This is a genomic window from uncultured Cyclobacterium sp. (assembly GCF_963977555.1).
Classification (GTDB): Bacteria; Bacteroidota; Bacteroidia; order Cytophagales; family Cyclobacteriaceae; genus Cyclobacterium.
The window spans coordinates 126,478-145,542 of record NZ_CAXBPD010000011.1 but is presented as its reverse complement, the minus strand read 5'-3'; the positions used below and the strand labels follow the sequence as shown (position 1 = coordinate 145,542).

Here is a 19,065-nt window from a genome sequence, read left to right as displayed (position 1 = left end):
TTAATCGGAAACTGTGGAAATAGAGCTAATAATCTTTTTTCCTTTGGGAATTCCTCCTTCTATTTAAAATATCATCAAACCTCCATGGCTTATTAGTAATCTAACTTTTTAAACCCCAAATATTTTACTAAATTATATTTAAATCGGCATTTGTACCAAATCCACATAAATTATGATCAGAAAAGCTTTTTTCACTGTGATTTTGGTTGGTATATTAGGCGCAATTGATTCAATTCAATTATATGCGCAAACTTGTCCTGATCTTAAAATTGATTCTTCAGCAATGAATCAAAGTTATTTAGAGATCCAATCCCTCAAAGGTAATTTTCAGATATCATTGCCAAAAATCATGGTTTTTCCTGAGGGTAAAGAACGTATCTACTGCCTACTGCCTGATATTTTGACAAATCATAACACTCCAATCATTCAATGGAATGAATTGGTTTTAAAGAAAGGGTTAAATTCTACGGACAAATGGCAAGGAAATATAGACAGGGCTGAATTTTTCCCAACACTCTGTCTCCCCTCCTTGAAACCTGCAAATTTTACAAATGCCACATCTGCCACCGATTTTTATTATGATACGCAATCAAACCTGGTATCGATGAAGGGTAGCATTGCTTTTGCCAACGTAGATGGCAATAAAATCATATTGCATTTAAACATTGAAAATCAGGAAATCCCAAAACCAAAAATTAATAATTTATCAGGGAAAATAATTACTTCCAATGGAGAATTGGAAGTAATTTCCGGAGAAATAAGTTTCGAGGAAAACAAAGGAATTTTAAGAGGATCAGGCATCGCTTCCTCCAATGTGGGTAATCAGGGATTTCAATTCTCAATACCTAAATATAAAGGGCAGCCGGGTAAGTTTGTGGTAAATGAAGGAAGTGAAAAACAGCCATTATTTAACGTATACAAGATAGAAGGTATTCCTACGATAGGATTGGAAATACATAGATATGAACTACAAGAGAGTGATTTAAACTTCAAATCGTTTTTTGACAAATATCCCTTTGATATAGATTCATTAGATCTAAATCGTTTACATTTAAAATCAATTTTATCGAGTAACTCAATAGCCATTGACCCCAAACCCATGCCAGAAATTGTGCCCCTTTTTAATACCGCTTCTAATGAGGCTAATTTTGGAATGGAGACGAGTAATTCGATAAAAAGTCCATCCACATGGAAAGAAAATTTAACTGTAAAATTTAGATCCGAACCTATTTGGCAGTTCCAAATTGAAGAATTAACTGAAGAATTCAAGCCTAACAAGCTTGTAATAAAAAACGTCGTTTCTTCTGATTTTGAAGGAAAAGGCAATAAATTAGGCCTTAATATGGATCAGGTGAATGCTATAAATGAAGGCTTCACTAAAATTTTCAAATCCTTTGATGAAGACAGTGACACTTTAGGTTTAAAAAAGGCTGTTCTGCAGCTTTTTTCTGATAACAATCTTCCTTCCACTGCTTCTATTCAAGACGACTTTGAAGCATTTCTAATCACTACCGTAACAGAATTTCGCAATCAAGAGAAAGTGGCTATGGGGAAAATCCAAAGTAGCACTGACACCACGAAATTCAATCGCATTAAAAAGTCGTCTTACGCTCTATTATTGGATGAAAAAGCCCTTTTCCCATTATTAAGGCAGTATGAAATCAATAACACGAAAATTCAAATCCATTATGGTGATACGATTACCCTAATCGCAAATAATCCCCTTCAAGGCGAACAACAGCTATCTATTCCCACTAATGCTAGGCTATACGATATTTACCAGTTCTATGGGATATTGAAACTGCTTCCCATTTCATTGGGATTTGAAACCAATCTAAAGTTTTTTGACCTTTCTGTCCAAAGCCAAAAACTAATTACAAATACCGAACAAACCGAAAGGCAATTAATAATTCCTGATTTTATTCATGCCTCGATAAAGGTTGTTGAAGAAGTAATCTTAGAAAATCATCCGGCATTTAAAATAAATGTAAAGTTTCAAGGCCTTAAAAATAATTTATTTATAGAAAGTTTCCATGGAGAAAATTCGGGTATTTATTACTTAAGCAAATCCCAGCCCCATCAAATAATAAAGGCCACCTTCGAAGAAGGAATCGTATTAGAATAATTAAAATAAACAATGCAACATCAATCAAAAACCCAATTTCTCCAGACCTTAAGTTTCCTTTTTATAGCTTCCACCTTCTATTTAGGTTCCTGCCAACAAGCCGCACCAATAGCGAATGAAGCTGATCAAAAAGCAGCCCTCGAAAATGGCTACCTTGCTCATGAGGGATACCGAAGAAGCATGTATTTTGTAAATGCATGGTTGGAATACGCAGACAAGGAAACGGGACTAATTCCAAGAAACCTTAAGGAAAGCAAAGACATTTGGAATGCCAGAGATGCAGCGGCGGACAACTATCCATTTATGGTACTTACTGCTGCTATTTTAGATAAAACACTATATGAAGGAAAAATGGCAGAAATCCTTCAAACGGAAATTAAGCTTACCTCCAGACTTGACAGGCTTCCAGATACTTATTCATTCTCCAAAAAAGGCTTTGAGAATCAAGAAATTGACAAGGATGAAATTATTTTTGGTGCTTCGGAATACATCAAAGATGGTCTACTACCGCTTACAGAGTATATTGGCCATACCCCCTGGTCAGATCGAATGATAGCCTTGCTTGACGACATATGGAAAAATGCTTCTTATGAGACCCCCTATGGACACATCCCTTCCTTGGATGTAGAAGTTAATGGGGAATTGCTACAGGCTTTGTCTCGCGTATATTGGATGACTGGAGATGACAAATACCTGGACTGGGCCAAACGTTTGGGAGATTATTACCTTCTGGGGAAGCATCATCCTACAGGTGATTTGGAAGTACTTCGACTTAGGGACCATGGTTGTGAAATCGTATCGGGATTGTGCGAACTTTACGTTGCGGTAGCCAATAATAACCCTGAGAAAAGTGCGGCTTATAAAACACCTGTTTACAGAATGTTGGATAGAATTCTGGAAGTCGGAATAAATGAAGATGGGCTGTTTTACAATCAAATTAACCCCCAAACGGGAGAAATATTAGACGAGGAAATCGCAGATACTTATGGATATACTTACAATGCCTATTACAGTGTCTATCTCCAAGACAAACACCAACCTTACCAAAAAGCAGTCCTTAAGGCCTTGGGAAATCTCCACAAATACACCAATTTTGATTGGGAAAGAGGAAGTGCAGACGGTTATGCAGATGCAGTAGAAAGTGCATTAAATTTATACAATAGAGAATCCTTAACTGGGACCAAGGAATGGATTGACAGTGAAATTCAGCACATGTGGTCACTTCAGGATTCTTCTTACAGAAAAGACACTGAGGAATTTAGAAATACCGGAATAATTGAAGGTTGGCATGGAGATGGGAATTTTGCACGTACCAGCATCATGTATTCCTTATGGAAAAGTCAAGGAGTAACAGCTTCACCTTGGAAAGAGCAACTTTACCTCGGAGCCACTCCTGTAGACAATGGTATTTTAATCAGCATGGTGAGTGATTCCGATTGGGAAGGTAAAATTAAATTTGACCGCCCGAGGCATAAAACCATTTTCAAATTGCCTATGGATTACCCCAGAATCAACCAACTGCCTGAGTGGTTTACTGTCACTGAGGACCAAAAGTACAAAGTTACATTTTCAAAAGGTGGAACAACGCCTACTTACAGGGGTGAAGAACTTATAGATGGGATTATGATTAGCCTTGAAAAAGGTCAGCAGGTATCCCTAATTGTGACACCATTAGAAAAATGATACCAGACTTATTGTTTAGTAATTTAATAGAGCATTTAAAGCTATGGGGACACCTCTTAACAACCAATTTGTAGTAGGAAGATAGAATAATAGCATTTCAAGCATTTCAGAATTCATTTAGAAATGCTTGAAATGCTATATTAAAAATCCCCTAAGGATTCAAATGTATTTTAATTAGAAAACGGCCTTTTAGCCGATTTTTACTTCTCTTCTTTCTTTTCTTTCAATTTTTGCTGAACAATGTCTGCTGGATACTTTAGGGTAAGGTCTCTGATTTCAAAAGAGAAGTCACTGTACAATTTTTGCCAAACCTCTTTTTCTTCTTCTGTATAGTCATAAAAACCCTTCCCGTTGGTGATCCCTAAACCTCCCTCATCCACAATTTTATTGATGAGCCTTCCTGGTGCATCCGAATTATCCAATGTTGGAAAAAGGTCCTTCATGACTTTTCTGTAAGAAGCAATTCCCGTAAAATCCATCCAACGAAAGACGCCCATCATTGGGATAAAATAACCTGCCACATTCCGACAAGCCCTGTCAACATCTTCCACAGAAGCATAATCACCATCTACCAAATGCATGGCTTCTCGGTACATGGCATACATAAGTCTATTGGCAATAAACCCTGGAATATCTTTTTTTAATAAAACCGTTTCTTTTTGCCATAATTCTCCAAGCCCATAGAGGAATTGTGCTTTGTCTAAATCGCTTTTCTCTCCACAGATAACCTCTAAGAAACGAGTTGTAAACGCTGGTTCCATCCAGTGCAACCCGAAAAACCTTTCGGGATGACTTACAAAAACCTGTAAATCAGTTATGGGAATTGCTGAAGTATTACTCGTGATATAGGCATCCTTGGATACAATTTTGTCAACGGCCTTGAAAACTTCCCCTTTAATATTGATATCTTCTTTGATGGACTCTATCACTAGCTGGCAATCTTTGAGTTGAGCTAAGTCAGCAGATATATGAAGTTTGTCAAGATAATCCTCAACTTTACCAGTTAGAAGTCCTTTTTCTTCAGCCAATTTGAAATGGTTATTGATCCGAAGTCGCGCAGCGGCAAGAGCACCTTCTACCAACTCTACACCCGTTACAGGATGTCCGGCTATTAGCATACATACAGCAATACTACTACCCATCATTCCCAAACCAATTATTCCTACAGGAAAATTTTTAGGATCAAATTCACTCGACATATTAATAGATTAAAGGGTAAAAAGGCTGGCTAATTTATAGCCAGCCTTTAATCAATTGATTGATTTTATAAATGTACAACTTTTCCGGTTCTGACAGATTCGTCACAAGCAAAAGCTATTCTTAAACTATTGACGGCATCCTCCATGTGATCAGTCAAGTCTATATCTTCACGGATAGCTTTTAAGAAATATTCCTGCTCACGCTTGCATAGGCCATTGTGGTCTGGCTCGTCCGTAAGGTCAATCCATTCGTCTTCATGAGCAAATTTCTCATTTTCATCCAGTTCAGATCTATGGTAAAGAAGAGACTCCGTTTTGGTATGAGCCTCTATACTGTCAGATTTCCCTGATCCACCTGCCTCTTTGGCAACTATAGAAACAGAACCTTCCGGCCCAAATACATCTTTAACAAAAAATGCAGTCTCACTGACCATAGGGCCCCAACCAGCTTCATACCATCCAACTGAACCATCTTCAAACCGGATTTGAAGATTTCCATAATTATAATTCCCTTCGGGAATCTCCTCAGTAAGCCTTGCCCCTATTGCATAAACCTGGACCGGCTTGGAACGAGTCATTTGGCACATCACATCAATATAATGTACACCGCAATCCACTATTGGACTTAGGCTTTTCATTAGGTTTCTATGAAGGGTCCACATTTTACCTTCACTTTGTTGGTTAAGGTTCATACGCATGACCAAGGGTTTGCCTAATTTGTGGCTGACAGAAATGAAATTCTCCCAGGAAGGATGATGCCTTAAAATATAGCCTACTACAAGTTTTTTCTTGTGTTTAGCAGCAGCGTTTACCACTCTTCTTGCTCCTTCTACAGTATCTGCAAGCGGTTTTTCTACGAATATATCACAGCCTCTTTCGATTGCTTCAATGGCAAAAGTTTCATGTGTATCTGGATAAGTGGAAATACTTACCGCATCGGGTTTAGTAGCATCCATTGCCTTATAGAAATCATCATAAAGCGCATAACCACCTCCAAGCTTTTCATTCAAGACTTCTTTGGTTTTACCTCCTGAAACAAGGCCTACGATTTCATAGCCATCCAACTGGTGATAAGCCAATGCATGGGAGGCCCCCATATTGCCACATCCTACAACTAATATTTTTACTGATTTTTGGGTCATGGTATTATTTTTAGTTGATTAAAATTAACTTTTCTATTTTTTGGTTCTTGAATAAAATATTCCCTTTCGGATTATTTAATAAGTGGATAAAGTGTAATTTCCTTAAATTCTATTGTAGCTCCTTCAGATTGCACTTGAATTCTTCCAAATTCAGGTTGAACATTTGTAGCAAAATTTACCAGTTTACCATTTAGAAAGACAGCAATATTGCCATCCCAAGTCTGTACTTCTAAATCATTCCACTTTCCTACTTTTTTCTCTACTTCTCTTTTCCCCCTGAAGTTAATAGTATCCGTCCATTTAGGAGACCTACCATACCAGTTAATCCTTCCTTTATTAATTCGCACAAGATCTCCTCCTGGTTTATAAAGATGAGAACTACCCTGTAATTCTTTGGCAACTGGAGAGCTTAAGCCGAAAGTTTCAGTGCCATCCCCTACCGCCAAGAAATCACCTGTTCCACCCTCGATTATTTGTACTTCTATACCGTGCATCCAAATACCACTGTATCCTCCATCTTCACCTTTGGAGTGTATTAGTAACCCACTGTCTCTGGCCTTTTCTTTACGGTCGCCATAGGTCTCGCCTTCCCAGCGAAAAGAGGTTTTCAATATGTAGTTGTCATAAGGATTGTTGGTAGTAATACAACCCCATTCTTCTCCACTTATCGTCAATAAACCATCTGCTACTTGAAAAACATTTTTAGGATCTTCATCCCTTCCCCTATCTCTGATGAAAGTGTACCAATGATCTAGGTCTTCACCATTAAATAACTCAATTGCCTCCCCTTTTTCCCAACTTGCCGGTAGTTCAATAGGAAAACTCTGGGCCATGACAGAAAAATTCACCATACAAAGGGCGAAAAACAACACTAAACAAATACTTGGCTTTCTAAGCATAATTGCATTTTTCATTGGTTCAAATTAATTAAATTATTTATCTCTGGCATATATACCATCCGGTAAGGACTGTAGGTAATGCATTAAATCACTGACCTCTTGATTGTTTAGATTAGAAAGCAAACCGGCAGGCATCAAAGATTGATTGGACTCTTCTAAAGACACTATGTCCTTTTCTTCTACTTGCACAGAACTGCCTGGTCCTATGGCCAGCTCATACCTTCCACTTTGATATTTTTTGACGATTCCCATGTAATTTTGGGACTTGGTTTGCAAAGAGACCGTTTCATATTCCCGTGCAAAACTTGCTCCAGGGAAAAGCATGGCTTCTAAAATATCATGTTTGGAACGAATTTCCCCAATATTGGTAAGATCAGGTCCAAATGTTTGTCCATTACCAGCTACTGCATGACAAGTGCTACAAGCACCTTTACCAAAGAAGATGCTTCTCCCTCTATCCACATCTCCTTTTACTAAACCCGCCGCCATCTCTTCTAATTGTGACAAGCGGCCTTCTTGTCTAGCCTCAAGACTGTCTAAAATAACCTTTCCTGAAGTACTTTCTTCAAAGATCTTTGCCAATTGGCCCATAGACAAATTGTCCCAAACGCCTTTTCGTTCCAACAATTTAATTTCCAACGTTTGAAGTAAATCTGCATCTGTTACCCCTTCAAACAATTCCAATAAATAAGAAATAGCTCCATTTGGCGCGGCTGAGAATACATTATTAAGAAGCCAAAACAATTGGGAGGATTCTAAACTTATATTTCTAAGGACATTTAAAGACACACCGTGCAAGGGTCGTTGTCCTTCCACAAGCAGTTGATTGGCAATCCATTCAAAATCCTTCGTTCCTGTTGGCTCTCCCAAGGCAGCTAAACCTTTGTAGATGGTTAATTTTAAAGAAGGATTGTCCTCGTTAGCAGCCAACATACTTTTGAGCTTACCTAGAAAATCCCCAGCCTCTAATTGTACAGCCAAATTTATGACCGATTTCTGGATCCGTTCATCAGGATTGTTCAGTAGGCCCAACAAACTATTTTTCAAATTGACTGAAAGCTCCTTAGGAGGATTTTCTTCCAGCAAATGCAACACTTGAAATTTCTCCTCAGAAGATTTACTGGAACTTTGTAATTCAGCTGCAAGATATGCCTGAACTGGATTTGCATTTACAAAAGATGGTAAAATAGCAGTAAGCTCATTGATATCCGCATTGTCATGGGTAAAATAATACTCCAAATAACCAGTAAAGGCATTTTCCCATTCGGTATGGTTTTGCAATACCCAAAGTGCTGTACCTCTTATGGTACTGTCAGCATCAATAAGATAAGGTTGAATTAACGCTTCAGTCAATGCTCCACTTTGCTTTTGATCAAGGGCAATTATGGCCGCTTTATTGAATTCCCCATCTTGGATTTCTTCCAAAAGCATTTCTTCATTTTCCATTTGAATCAATGCAAAAATGACAGCATGCGCTAGAAACCTGTCCGAGGGATTTGAATTTAATAAGCTAACCAAAGGTTTTGTGGCCTGAGGGTCTCCAATTTGACCAAGCGCTACGGCTACCTGTCTTGCCAAGGCCAAATTCGTTTGATTTTCCAATAAACGAATCAGTTCTCCTTTGGCTGAAATAACTTCTGCCAAACCCAAAACCCTGGCAGTAGCGATTTTCACCTGGTCACTTTTGTCCTGTAAACCTACAAGTACCTGACTCCAAGCTCTTGGATTTTGAGTTCTAAACAATAAGAAAACAGCTTTAACCCTTACCGTTTCATCCGGATGCGTTTTTAATAAATCTACTAAATAGGGAATAGCAACAAGTGGCTGCTTAATTAGGTATTCACCCGCTTTTTCAGCTACTTTAATCCTGGTATCGTCCAACAGTCCCACCAATTCGGGAACAGTTAGGTTATCCCAAGCAATACTATTTCCCCAAAGATCATCCTCATCAGACTGTTTACTTATTTTTCTAATCCTGAAAATTCCCCCAGAAACCTCTGGCTTAGCAGTTCTACTTAATGGACAACCTGCAATAAACCAGCCTCCAGTATTAATTACCAATAAGTTACCATTCGGTTCTTGAAGTACATCGGTAGGATGAAAATCAGGTAGATTGGAAGTCATAAAATGCTCGCTCCCGGCAGCATAGGTCGCCCCTTGAGGTGTAAGTACGGTTCTTACAATCCTGCCAGTATTGAATTCTGCATGAAATAAATTGCCTAGATAGGCATCCTCCCATTTATTGCCCTCATAGCGCATAAGTCCTGCTGGAGAAACTCTTGCCATTTTATGCATTACAGGCATCAAATCACCCGTACGAACCAATTTATCTTCTCCAATAACAGGGTTAGCTTTAGGGTACACTCCGTCTTCTACCCAATGCATAAGTGCGTCTCTATAACCTCCCTGAGGGTCAGTGAAATAAGTCATGGTACCCATAACATCTCCAGTAGGCGTAAAAACCAACTCAATAGAGTTGTCAAAACCACCGCCGGCAAAGCTCTGTAATTGAGAACCATTTGGTAAACAACGCCAAATTCTAGCTCCTTTACCTTTGAAATTGACAAATTCCTTACTTTGAATATCAAAGCCTCGTCTGGCATCTGCCATGTACAAATAGCCATCCGGTCCCATAAATGGGCCACTTAAAATAGCTGCATTGTGATGTAAAGTCCATCCAGTAATTAGCACTTCCTTTTCTTCAGCCACCCCATCCCCATCATGGTCAGTAAACTTGATCAAGTCAGGGGAAGCTGTGACAATTAAACTTCCATCTACAAAGGCACCTCCCATAGGAAATGGGATATTGTCAACGTAAACGGTTTTATGGTCAAAAATACCATCCGCATCCGAGTCAGTCAAAAGTAATATTTGAAAGTCCGGTTCAGCTACTATTTCCTCGGTTCCTTCGGTGTGTCCGCTGGACTCCATTACGAATAGCCCACCCCTGTCATCAAATACCGCAAACATAGGATATTGAACAAGACCGGGCACAATGGCCTCCTCTACTACGAATCCTTCAGGAACCTCGATTCCGGCTACTTTTTTAGAAGAATTTCCCCAGATACCTAAAGTTGCCCAAATAATTAAGATAACGAGAATAGCAGTAAACCCCAACCATAATTTATTCTTATTACTTCTCTCCTTTTGCATGAATAACCAGAATTTACGCAGGCTTTTGCCTATCTAATAACATGGGGAAAAATTGACCTTCTAATTTCTCACCTGGAGCAAAAATCGGAACACCTTTCAACAATTCTTTGTCAGTGTTGGATTTTGTTCCATCAGCAAAAACATTCAAAACAAAAGCCCTTCTGGATCGTTCCGATTTGTTTTCATAGGAACCATGAACCATTAAGGGATGATGGAAAGCACCATAGCCTCTCTCCATTTCAATTGGAACAGGGTTAAATTCCTTCTTTTGGTCATCCGTGAGGTATTCCATCAACCCTTCCATATCTCCCGCAAGTTCTGGCTTGTCTAGCAAACCCCATTGGTGGCTTTTAGGAACATAATAAAGGCAACCATTCTCAACGTCCACATCATCTAACCCTACCCAGCAAGTCAAGTGCTGCATAGGTACAGACCTGGTCCAATAGGAATAATCCTGGTGCCAGGCCACCACTCCTCCATGCTTAGAAGGCTTGCAAAACAATTGATCATGCCAGAAACGTACTGAATGCTCTCCTAGCAACTGGCTGGCGGCCATGACAAATGCCGGATTCCATAAAATATCATGAAACCCTTCTTTTATTCGCCAATGTCCTAGGGAATGAAAAAGAACGGTATCTGGGTTTGAAGATTCATTAGATGCAAAATCATAAAACAATTCCATGCCTTCCTGATTGGGATCAGTCAGACTTTCTAGTTCTTCATTAAGTTTAGCTACCTGCCAATGTTCCAATAATTTAATATTGGGTAAGTAGCCATTGGTATGGAAAAAGGTAACCTGCTCTTCTGTGAGCCGATATTGCTCCCATTCTTTCTCATTTTTTGGCCATTCAAAAAGGTCGGACAGTAGCTCATGAACTTTTGATAAATCGTTCACCATTGATTATAATAATTAAGGGTTGGGCAATAAAGGTGCAATTTGTTCAGGAGAGGTAACTCCTGCAGGCAATTCTGTTACGGTCAGGTTACGGAAATGAATCGGAGCTCCCTCTGATTCAAGACAGATATAGCCCTTTTTTTGAGTGGCCTTACTGATACCATTAACAAATTTTCCATTAACGGAAAGTTTAACTACTCCATCCACGGCCACGACTACATAGGTATTCCACTGGCCTTTACCTAAACAACGGTTTTCTATGGATTTACTACGTGTTCCCCTAGGCGTATCCGGAACCGTTTCTACACCACCCACACCAAATAATTCACCATGTACATATGCTATTGGCGGCAACTCACCCTTGTCATTTTTATGCTGGTTTACCCAGTCCAATTCAAGCATCTGAACTTCCAATCCATTAGGAAGGTCATTTGGTCCTGGAGTAGCATCCGACCAAACAAAGGTGCCAGAATTCCCACCATCAGACATGTGTTTCCATTCTACATACATGATGAAATTTTCATATTGCTTTTCAGAACGGATGACTCCTATAGGTAATCCTTCACAAACCAATTCGTCTCCATCGAAACGCCAGGTGTCTTTACCCGTGTTCACATCTACCCAATTAATTGATTTTCCTTTGTCTTTTTTACCTTGAATTAAAGCGCTGAGATCCTGTTGAACCCCAAATTTAAAGAGCTTTTCTTGAGCTTCGGCAAATTCCGTGATCAGCCCTGATATGAAAAGAATTGTAAAAAACTTATAAATTGTCTTCATTATTTAGATTTTAGAATAGAAAGGTTTAGACCGCTTTGGTGATTCCTGGTATGGCTACTTGAGGGACATCAACTACCAAATCCCATCGGTAATCTGCAGCAGCTGGACCTAATTTCACTTCACTTTTCATTGCCTCTTCCCAAGTAATCGTTTGGCCACTATAACCTGCCATGCGACCAATAATTGCCAGCATGGTACTGTTGGCCATTAATTCACCTTGGTTCATAGGTTTTCCTGCCCTTATGGCTGCAAATAACTCCTCATGTTGGGTTTCATAGGGGTTATTGGATGGACCTTCATAATCCCATCTAGTCCCACCCATTGTGGCATGAGTCCTTTTCCCGGTATCTATAGTCGCAAATCCTTCAGTTCCTGTGAAATCGGCTCTATTGGTATTTGAGCAACCTTTTTGTTGCCTGCTCATATGCACCCCTTTGATATTGTTCTCATATTGGTACTCTATAGCAAAATGATCGTAAATATTCCCCCATTTTTCTTCGGTTCTTGCTTGTCTTCCACCTGTACCTGTAACACTTAATGGCAAACGATCTCCCAATGCCCAAGACATTAGGTCAAGGCTGTGAACCATCATTTCTACAATATAATCACCTGATAACCAATCATAATAATACCAATTCCTCAATTGATATTCCATCTCTGTCCAACTCTCTTGTCGCTCTTTGTACCACAAGCCTCCCCCATTCCTAATAGTAAAAACACTGGTAATGTCTCCAATTTCTCCGTTATTCATGCGCTCAAATAAGGCTCTTTTTGGCATATCAAACCTATAGGTAAATCCTGAAACCACTGATAGCCCTTTTTCTTTGGCCAATCTTGCCGATTCCAAAACACTCCTAATACCGGGAGCATCTACCGCAACTGGTTTTTCACAAAAAACATGTTTACCTGCCTCTACAGCAGCTTTAAAGTGGGAAGGCCTGAAAGCTGGAGGAGTTGTTAAAATGACCACATCAACACCTGAGTCAAGCACTTGCTGGATAGCATCAAAGCCAACAAATTTATGTGCCTCATCAACTTTTACCTGCTCTGGATTAATTTTGACAAGAGATTGATAAGATTCTTCGAGATAATCTGCGAAAATATCTCCCATCGCAGTCAGTTCTGCATCCTTATCTGCTTTTAGGGCTTGGGCTGCAGCGCCAGTTCCTCTTCCACCACATCCAATAAGGCCTACTTTAAGTTTGGCCCTTTGTCCAGCAAAACCTTCTCTGATATTGAACCCAAAAGGCAATACCGTGCCGGCCACAATAGCTGTTCCAGTAGATTTTAAAAATGATCGGCGATTTTTATTATTTAGATCCATAGAATATAACTGTTTTGAGACCTATTGGTCTTATAGAATAAATGAATAATCCGTAAAATACGATATGTCTTATCAACTTCAAACAATTTTTATGTCAAAAGCTATGGCTATTCGCAATTTAATATTTGCAGTTGTTCTGTTTCAGTAAAAAATAATATATTTGAGTAGATTGACAATAACCCACTACACCCATGCGACTACAAAGTTCTGTTAAAAATACAGATGAACTTACCTTCTTAATTAAAGGAGAGGTTTTAAATGACCCTTATTCTTTAGCGATTTATGCGACAGATGCCAGCATATACCAAATTACGCCTTTGGCAGTAGTCCTTCCAAAGGATGAATCAGATGTACAGAAAGTCATTTCCTGGGCAAATAAAAACAAAGTTTCCATTTTACCTCGCGGAGGAGGTACCAGTTTAGCAGGACAGACGGTTGGCGCTTCTATTGTCCTTGATTTTTCCAAATACATGAACCATACGCTCGAAATAAATACAGAAGAGGGCTGGGTAAGGGTTCAACCAGGAAAAGTCCGAGATGTCCTCAATGAAGAGCTAGCTCCTCTAGGCTTGCATTTCCCAGTAGATCCTGCTACTTCAAGTAGGGCCAACATAGGAGGAATGGTAGGTAATAATTCCTCTGGAACCAAAAGCATAATTTATGGTAAAACAGTGGACCATGTCCTTGAGGCAAAAGTGCTTTTGGTCGATGGTACACTGCTCCATCTGAAGAATAAAACCAAGGAAGCATATCAAGCAATGGCCAAACAAGGCGATCGAGAAGGAGAAATATACAGGTCTTTCGCCAGAATCATAGAGAAAAACAAGGCATTAATTGAAAGAAAATTTCCGAAAGTAATGCGGAGGGTCGGTGGCTATAACATGGATGAATTCCTCCAGGAAGACAATTGGAACCTGTCAAAAATAATTACTGGTAGTGAAGGCACTTTAGCCGTAACCCTTGAATTAAAACTAAACCTTGCTCCTTTACCAAAATTTAAATCAGTATGTGTTGTCCACTTCGATGCCTTGCTAGCTGCAGTAGGTGCAGTTACACCCATACTGCAATTTAAACCATCAGCGGTGGAAATATTGGATAAAATTGTAGTTGACCTTAGTCGCGAGAACCTAACCACCCAACGCCATTGCCATTTTATCAGCGGAAACCCGGAGGCTATTCTAATTGTGGAATTTTATGGCGATACGATGGAGGATGTTATGGATAGGCCCATGGCAATGATTAAGGAGCTCCAGGAAAAAGGACTGGGATATGCCTATCCCCTCTTCCCTCAGGGACCTGAATACGAAGATGTGTGGGTAGTAAGAAAAAAGGGATTAGGCTTAATGCTGGGTATAAAAGGTCAAAAAAAACCTTTACCATTTATAGAAGATGCAGGCATCCCTACCCAATACCTCAAAGATTACATTGACAGGACACTCCAAATCTGCAGAAAACACAACACAGCAGTTGCCATGTATGCCCATGTGAGTGTCGGTGTTATCCATGTGAGGCCTATCCTTGACCTGAGGCAGCAGGTTGACATCAAAAGACTAGAGGACATTGCTGAAGACACTTTTAACCTTGTGATGGAATATGGGGGATCGTGGAGTGGTGAACATGGCGACGGGCTTGTCAGGAGCGCTTTTAACGAAAGGTTTTTTGGGAAGGAGCTTTATCAGGCATTTATACAAATAAAGCAATTATTCGATCCGGAAAACTTGATGAATCCAGGTAAAATAATTTCCAATCAAACCATTTCTGAAAACCTGCGTTATGGGGCAAATTATGCCGATAGAAATGTTAAAACTGAGTTCATTTACAAGACAGAACAAAGTTTTCAAGAATCAGTGCATATGTGCACAGGGGTTGGAGAATGCCGGAAATTACTGGGAGGCACAATGTGTCCAAGTTTCAAAGCTACGAGAGATGAAGAACATTCCACCCGAGGAAGGGCCAACGCTTTAAGAATGGCCATGTCCGGACAATTGGATGAAGAAGGTTTAACCAGTAAAAGACTTCAGGAAACCTTAAGCCTATGTTTAAGTTGCAAAGCATGTAAATCTGAATGCCCCAGCAATGTGGACATGGCTAAAATGAAAAGTGAAGTACAACAACTGTATTTCGACAAACATGGCCCATCAATAAGAGATAAAATGATCCGTGATGCCCCAAAGATGGCCAGAAGATTTGCAGGTAAACTCTCTTCAACCTTTAATAAAATTCAATCCAGCGCTTTATTCAAATCAGGGCTAGAAAAAATTGCAGGTTTTGACAAGCGGCGATCACTCCCTCAATATGCAAAAACACCTTTTTATAAATGGTTCTCTCAAAATGAAACCCATTTATTAAAGGCGGAAAAAAAGGTAGTACTTTTTGCGGATACTTATTTGAATTACCATGAACCTGAAATCGGCAAGGATGCTGTAAAATTATTAAATGATTGTGGATATGAGGTGATTTTGGCGAATGTAGGTTGTTGCCAAAGGCCTAAAATCTCTCACGGATTTTTAAAAGAAGCAAAGAATGATGGTCATGCCACCATAAAGGACTTGGTGAAATATATTGACAAAGGGTTGAAAATAGTGGTTTGTGAGCCAAGTTGTGCCTCTGCTCTGAATGATGATTTTCCAGATTTATTACCTGATGAAGGGTTGGCAGTGAAATTAAAAACCAATGTGGTAATGATCGATGTCTTTTTGTACCAAGAGATGAAAAATGGGGCTATTAACGTGAAGCTTCAAGCCAAAGAAGGGAAATTACATGTACATGGTCACTGTCATCAAAAAGCACTCTACGGCACCCAAGCCATGAAACAAACTTTAGCCAACCCAGATGAATTTGACGAAATACCTTCTGGATGCTGTGGAATGGCTGGATCCTTCGGCTATGAAAAGGAACATTATGATTTATCCCATAAAATAGGCGAAGAAATATTATTCCCCACTGTTAAGAATTTACCAGAAAATACATCAGTGGCAGCATGTGGCTTTTCTTGCCGTCACCAAATTGATCATTTTACAGGCGTAAAATCCAAGCACTGGGTTTCCTGTGTCGAGGTCCTAAAAGCTAAAACCTAAAGCTGATAAGGTAATACCGTTTAATTAAAAAATTTAGTTAATAACTACTTTGAATTCCATCAGCCCAAATAACTTATCAAAACCCAAGATACCATCATGAAAGACAATAGCAGGAGAAAATTCGTCAAACAGGCCACAGCAAGTGCTGCCAGTTTCTATATAGTCCCTTCCCATGTAATAAGTGGCTTGGGACACAAAGCTCCCAGTGACAAATTAAATATTGCTGGAGTTGGGATTGGTGGAAAAGGCAGACCAAACTTGAATGCCATGAAATCAGAAAATATAGTGGCACTTTGTGATACGGACTGGTCTTATTCAAAGCCTTGTTTCGAGGATTTTCCCAAGGCCAAAAAGTACTATGATTGGAGGGTAATGTTTGATGAGATGGGGAAAGACATTGATGCAGTCATGGTTGCCACACCAGACCATACCCATGCAATAGTCGCAGCAACAGCATTGACCATGGACAAGCATGTTTATTGTCAAAAACCCCTGACCCATTCCATTTACGAATCTCGTCTACTCACACAATTGGCCAAGATTCACACTGTAGCTACACAGATGGGAAATCAGGGGAATTCAGGAATAGATGCCAAGGAGGTTATCGAATGGATTCAGAATGGAGAAATAGGCGAGGTAAAAGAAGTGCATACTTGGACAAATCGGCCCATTTGGCCTCAGGGACTCGAAAGACCAAAGGAAGCCATGGTTCCTCCAGAAACTTTAAAATGGGATTTATTTTTAGGACCTGCTACTTACAGACCCTACAATGAAATATACACTCCTTGGAATTGGCGAGGCTGGTGGGATTTTGGCACTGGAGCTTTTGGAGACATGGCCTGTCATGTGTTAGACCCCGTTTATGCGGCATTGAATCTAGGCTATCCAGACCAAATTGAAGGTAATTCTTCCCCATATAATACAGAGAGCCCTCCACAATCTGAGCAAGTTAAATTTCATTTCCCTGCTAGGCCCCCAATAAATGGATTCAAACTCCCTGAAGTAGCTGTTTATTGGTACGATGGAGGCTTATTGCCTTACAGACCAGATTTATTACCTGATGGAATTGACCTAATGGAAGATCGACTTGGGGGATCTGTATTTGTAGGAACCAAGGATACCCTCTTTTGCGGTTCTGGAGGAGTGGGCAGGAGATTGCTATCTGGAAGAGAACCAAAAGTAAGCCCAAGCTTAAGGCGAATTCCAAAAGCCAAAGGTTATAAAGATGGCCCTCATGAACAAGACTGGATAAGAGCTTGCAAGGAATCACCGGAATATAGGATTCAAAGTACTTCTAATTTTGCCTATGCGGGCCCCTTCAATGAAATGGTACTTCTAGGTGTTTTGGCTATTCGCCTGCAAAGTCTTCACAAAACATTACATTGGGATGGTCCTTCTATGAAATTTACCAACATCCATTCAAGCGATGAAATAAAAGTAATTGAAAGCAAACATTTTTCCATGAGAAATGGAAGGCCAGTATTCGAAAGTAAATTCATGGAAACAAAAGCATTGGAAGCCGCTGAACAGAACATCCGTCACGAATACAGAGAGGGATGGAAATTGCCTGTGGAGTTGGGTCAGTAGTGAGTACATTAGACCTACTACTTCGGCTCAGGAACCGGTCAGGACGTTTCCAAATCGATAGGGGAACCAGCCATTTCCGAATTAACATAGTCTCAGGAACAGGTCATCCACCCTCCCGGCGACTGAGCAGAGCCGAAGCCAGAGGGTTACCAGCTAAAACTAAAAAAAAGATGTTCAAGTGAAGAGTAGCACTTAAACATCTTTTTTTATTACTTATTATAAGCCCGAATAAACGGTAGGATTCTTACTTGAATTTTGATTTGGCTTTAAAAACCTACACCATAAACTTCAGCGCCTTTCACAGGCATTTCACAAGTAAAAATGCCCCCACTCAAAGGGTATTTCTCCAGCATTTCAGGAGTCATGTTTTCCTGAGCAGTAGTAATCAATAACTCATTCCTTTCTTTTCCACCAAAAGCACAAGAAGTTACATTGGGAGCAGGAACATTGATTTTATTCAATTGTTGTCCGGTTTCAGGATCCCACTGGTAAACGCCAAAGCCACCATAGTGGGCAACCCAAAGTTTTCCGTTTTCATCCATACACATCCCATCAGGTGTCCCAAGAGATTCCGGAATCTTAACAGCCACCTTTTTAAAACTGATATTTCCCGTGCTCAAGTCATAATCGTAGGCTTTGATTTCTCTGGTAGGGCTGTCTATAAAGTACATGGTTTTGTGATCCAGAGACCAGCAGATCCCATTGGAAATAGATACATCCTCCACTTTTTTAGTCACCGTGAGGTCCTTATCAACGCAATAAAGTGCACCCGCATGATCTGTGAATTTGGTACTCATCGTACCTACCCAAAGTCTGCCATAACGGTCACAAAACCCGTCATTACAACGGTTTTCGGGTTTGTCTTTTTCAATGTCACAAAGCCAGTCAAACTTCTCTGTATTAGGATCAAAAAGGGCAAGTTTTGCATCCAAAGCCAAAACAAGTTTCCCATTACCATCGGGAACTACTAAAGTAAGCCTATGTGGAAAAGACCATTTCTTTACCCCACTTACTTCCGGTTTAAGTTGGTACAAATGCCCCTTTTCTATGTCTACCCATAGGTAACATCCCTGATCGGCCAGCCATGTTGGACTTTCAGCTAAAACACATTGTGCATTCAATAATAATATCGCTTCCAAATCACAAGAGGTTTAAAAGCCGTGCAAACGCATCATTTGCACGGGTTTTTATATTAAATCATTTA

12 protein-coding genes are annotated in these 19,065 nt (G+C 39.8%); 4 read left to right on the top strand and 8 right to left on the bottom strand.

Annotation, left to right across the window (positions count from 1 at the left end; translation table 11 throughout):
* Window positions 1–172: 172 nt before the first annotated feature.
* Window positions 173–2,125 (top strand): hypothetical protein, encoded by a 1,953-nt coding sequence (locus tag AAC073_RS15030; RefSeq protein ID WP_339924607.1) that lies wholly within the window; start codon window positions 173–175, stop codon window positions 2,123–2,125.
* A 12-nt stretch (window positions 2,126–2,137) separates the two neighbouring features.
* A complete protein-coding gene (locus tag AAC073_RS15025; protein ID WP_339924606.1) occupies window positions 2,138–3,808 on the top strand; it encodes a hypothetical protein in 1,671 nt (556 codons plus the stop codon).
* A 200-nt stretch (window positions 3,809–4,008) separates the two neighbouring features.
* Here the strand turns inward: AAC073_RS15025 and AAC073_RS15020 are convergent, their stop codons facing one another.
* The 7 genes from AAC073_RS15020 to AAC073_RS14990 all read right to left on the bottom strand — a co-directional run bounded on the left by AAC073_RS15020 (window position 4,009) and on the right by AAC073_RS14990 (window position 13,197).
* Window positions 4,009–5,007 (bottom strand): 3-hydroxyacyl-CoA dehydrogenase family protein, encoded by a 999-nt coding sequence (locus AAC073_RS15020; RefSeq protein ID WP_339924605.1) that lies wholly within the window; start codon window positions 5,005–5,007, stop codon window positions 4,009–4,011.
* 65 nt (window positions 5,008–5,072) lie between these two features.
* Complete coding sequence (locus tag AAC073_RS15015) at window positions 5,073–6,149, bottom strand: Gfo/Idh/MocA family oxidoreductase (protein WP_339924604.1); 1,077 nt, start codon at window positions 6,147–6,149, stop codon at window positions 5,073–5,075.
* Between the two features lie 71 nt (window positions 6,150–6,220).
* Window positions 6,221–7,063: a DUF1080 domain-containing protein gene (locus AAC073_RS15010; protein ID WP_339924603.1), complete on the bottom strand. Its 843-nt coding sequence runs from the start codon at window positions 7,061–7,063 to the stop codon at window positions 6,221–6,223.
* Window positions 7,064–7,081: 18 nt separating this feature from the next.
* The gene (locus AAC073_RS15005; RefSeq protein ID WP_339924602.1) at window positions 7,082–10,201 is read right to left on the bottom strand and encodes a PVC-type heme-binding CxxCH protein; all 3,120 of its coding nucleotides are present in this window, start codon (window positions 10,199–10,201) and stop codon (window positions 7,082–7,084) included.
* 13 nt (window positions 10,202–10,214) lie between these two features.
* Entirely contained in the window at window positions 10,215–11,099 is an 885-nt protein-coding gene (locus tag AAC073_RS15000; RefSeq protein WP_339924601.1) for a phytanoyl-CoA dioxygenase family protein, read from the bottom strand.
* Window positions 11,100–11,111: 12 nt separating this feature from the next.
* Window positions 11,112–11,873: a DUF1080 domain-containing protein gene (locus tag AAC073_RS14995; RefSeq protein ID WP_339924600.1), complete on the bottom strand. Its 762-nt coding sequence runs from the start codon at window positions 11,871–11,873 to the stop codon at window positions 11,112–11,114.
* A 25-nt stretch (window positions 11,874–11,898) separates the two neighbouring features.
* A complete protein-coding gene (locus AAC073_RS14990) occupies window positions 11,899–13,197 on the bottom strand; it encodes a Gfo/Idh/MocA family oxidoreductase (RefSeq protein WP_339924599.1) in 1,299 nt (432 codons plus the stop codon).
* Window positions 13,198–13,388: 191 nt separating this feature from the next.
* On the opposite strand from AAC073_RS14990, the gene AAC073_RS14985 reads away from it, so the two are divergent.
* Together AAC073_RS14985 and AAC073_RS14980 are read left to right on the top strand one after the other, a co-directional pair.
* A complete protein-coding gene (locus tag AAC073_RS14985; protein WP_339924598.1) occupies window positions 13,389–16,274 on the top strand; it encodes an FAD-linked oxidase C-terminal domain-containing protein in 2,886 nt (961 codons plus the stop codon).
* A 96-nt stretch (window positions 16,275–16,370) separates the two neighbouring features.
* Entirely contained in the window at window positions 16,371–17,861 is a 1,491-nt protein-coding gene (locus tag AAC073_RS14980; protein WP_339924597.1) for a Gfo/Idh/MocA family oxidoreductase, read from the top strand.
* Window positions 17,862–18,127: 266 nt separating this feature from the next.
* On the opposite strand, the gene AAC073_RS14975 is transcribed toward AAC073_RS14980, so the two are convergent.
* A complete protein-coding gene (locus AAC073_RS14975; protein ID WP_339924596.1) occupies window positions 18,128–19,000 on the bottom strand; it encodes an SMP-30/gluconolactonase/LRE family protein in 873 nt (290 codons plus the stop codon).
* Window positions 19,001–19,065 lie beyond the last annotated feature (65 nt).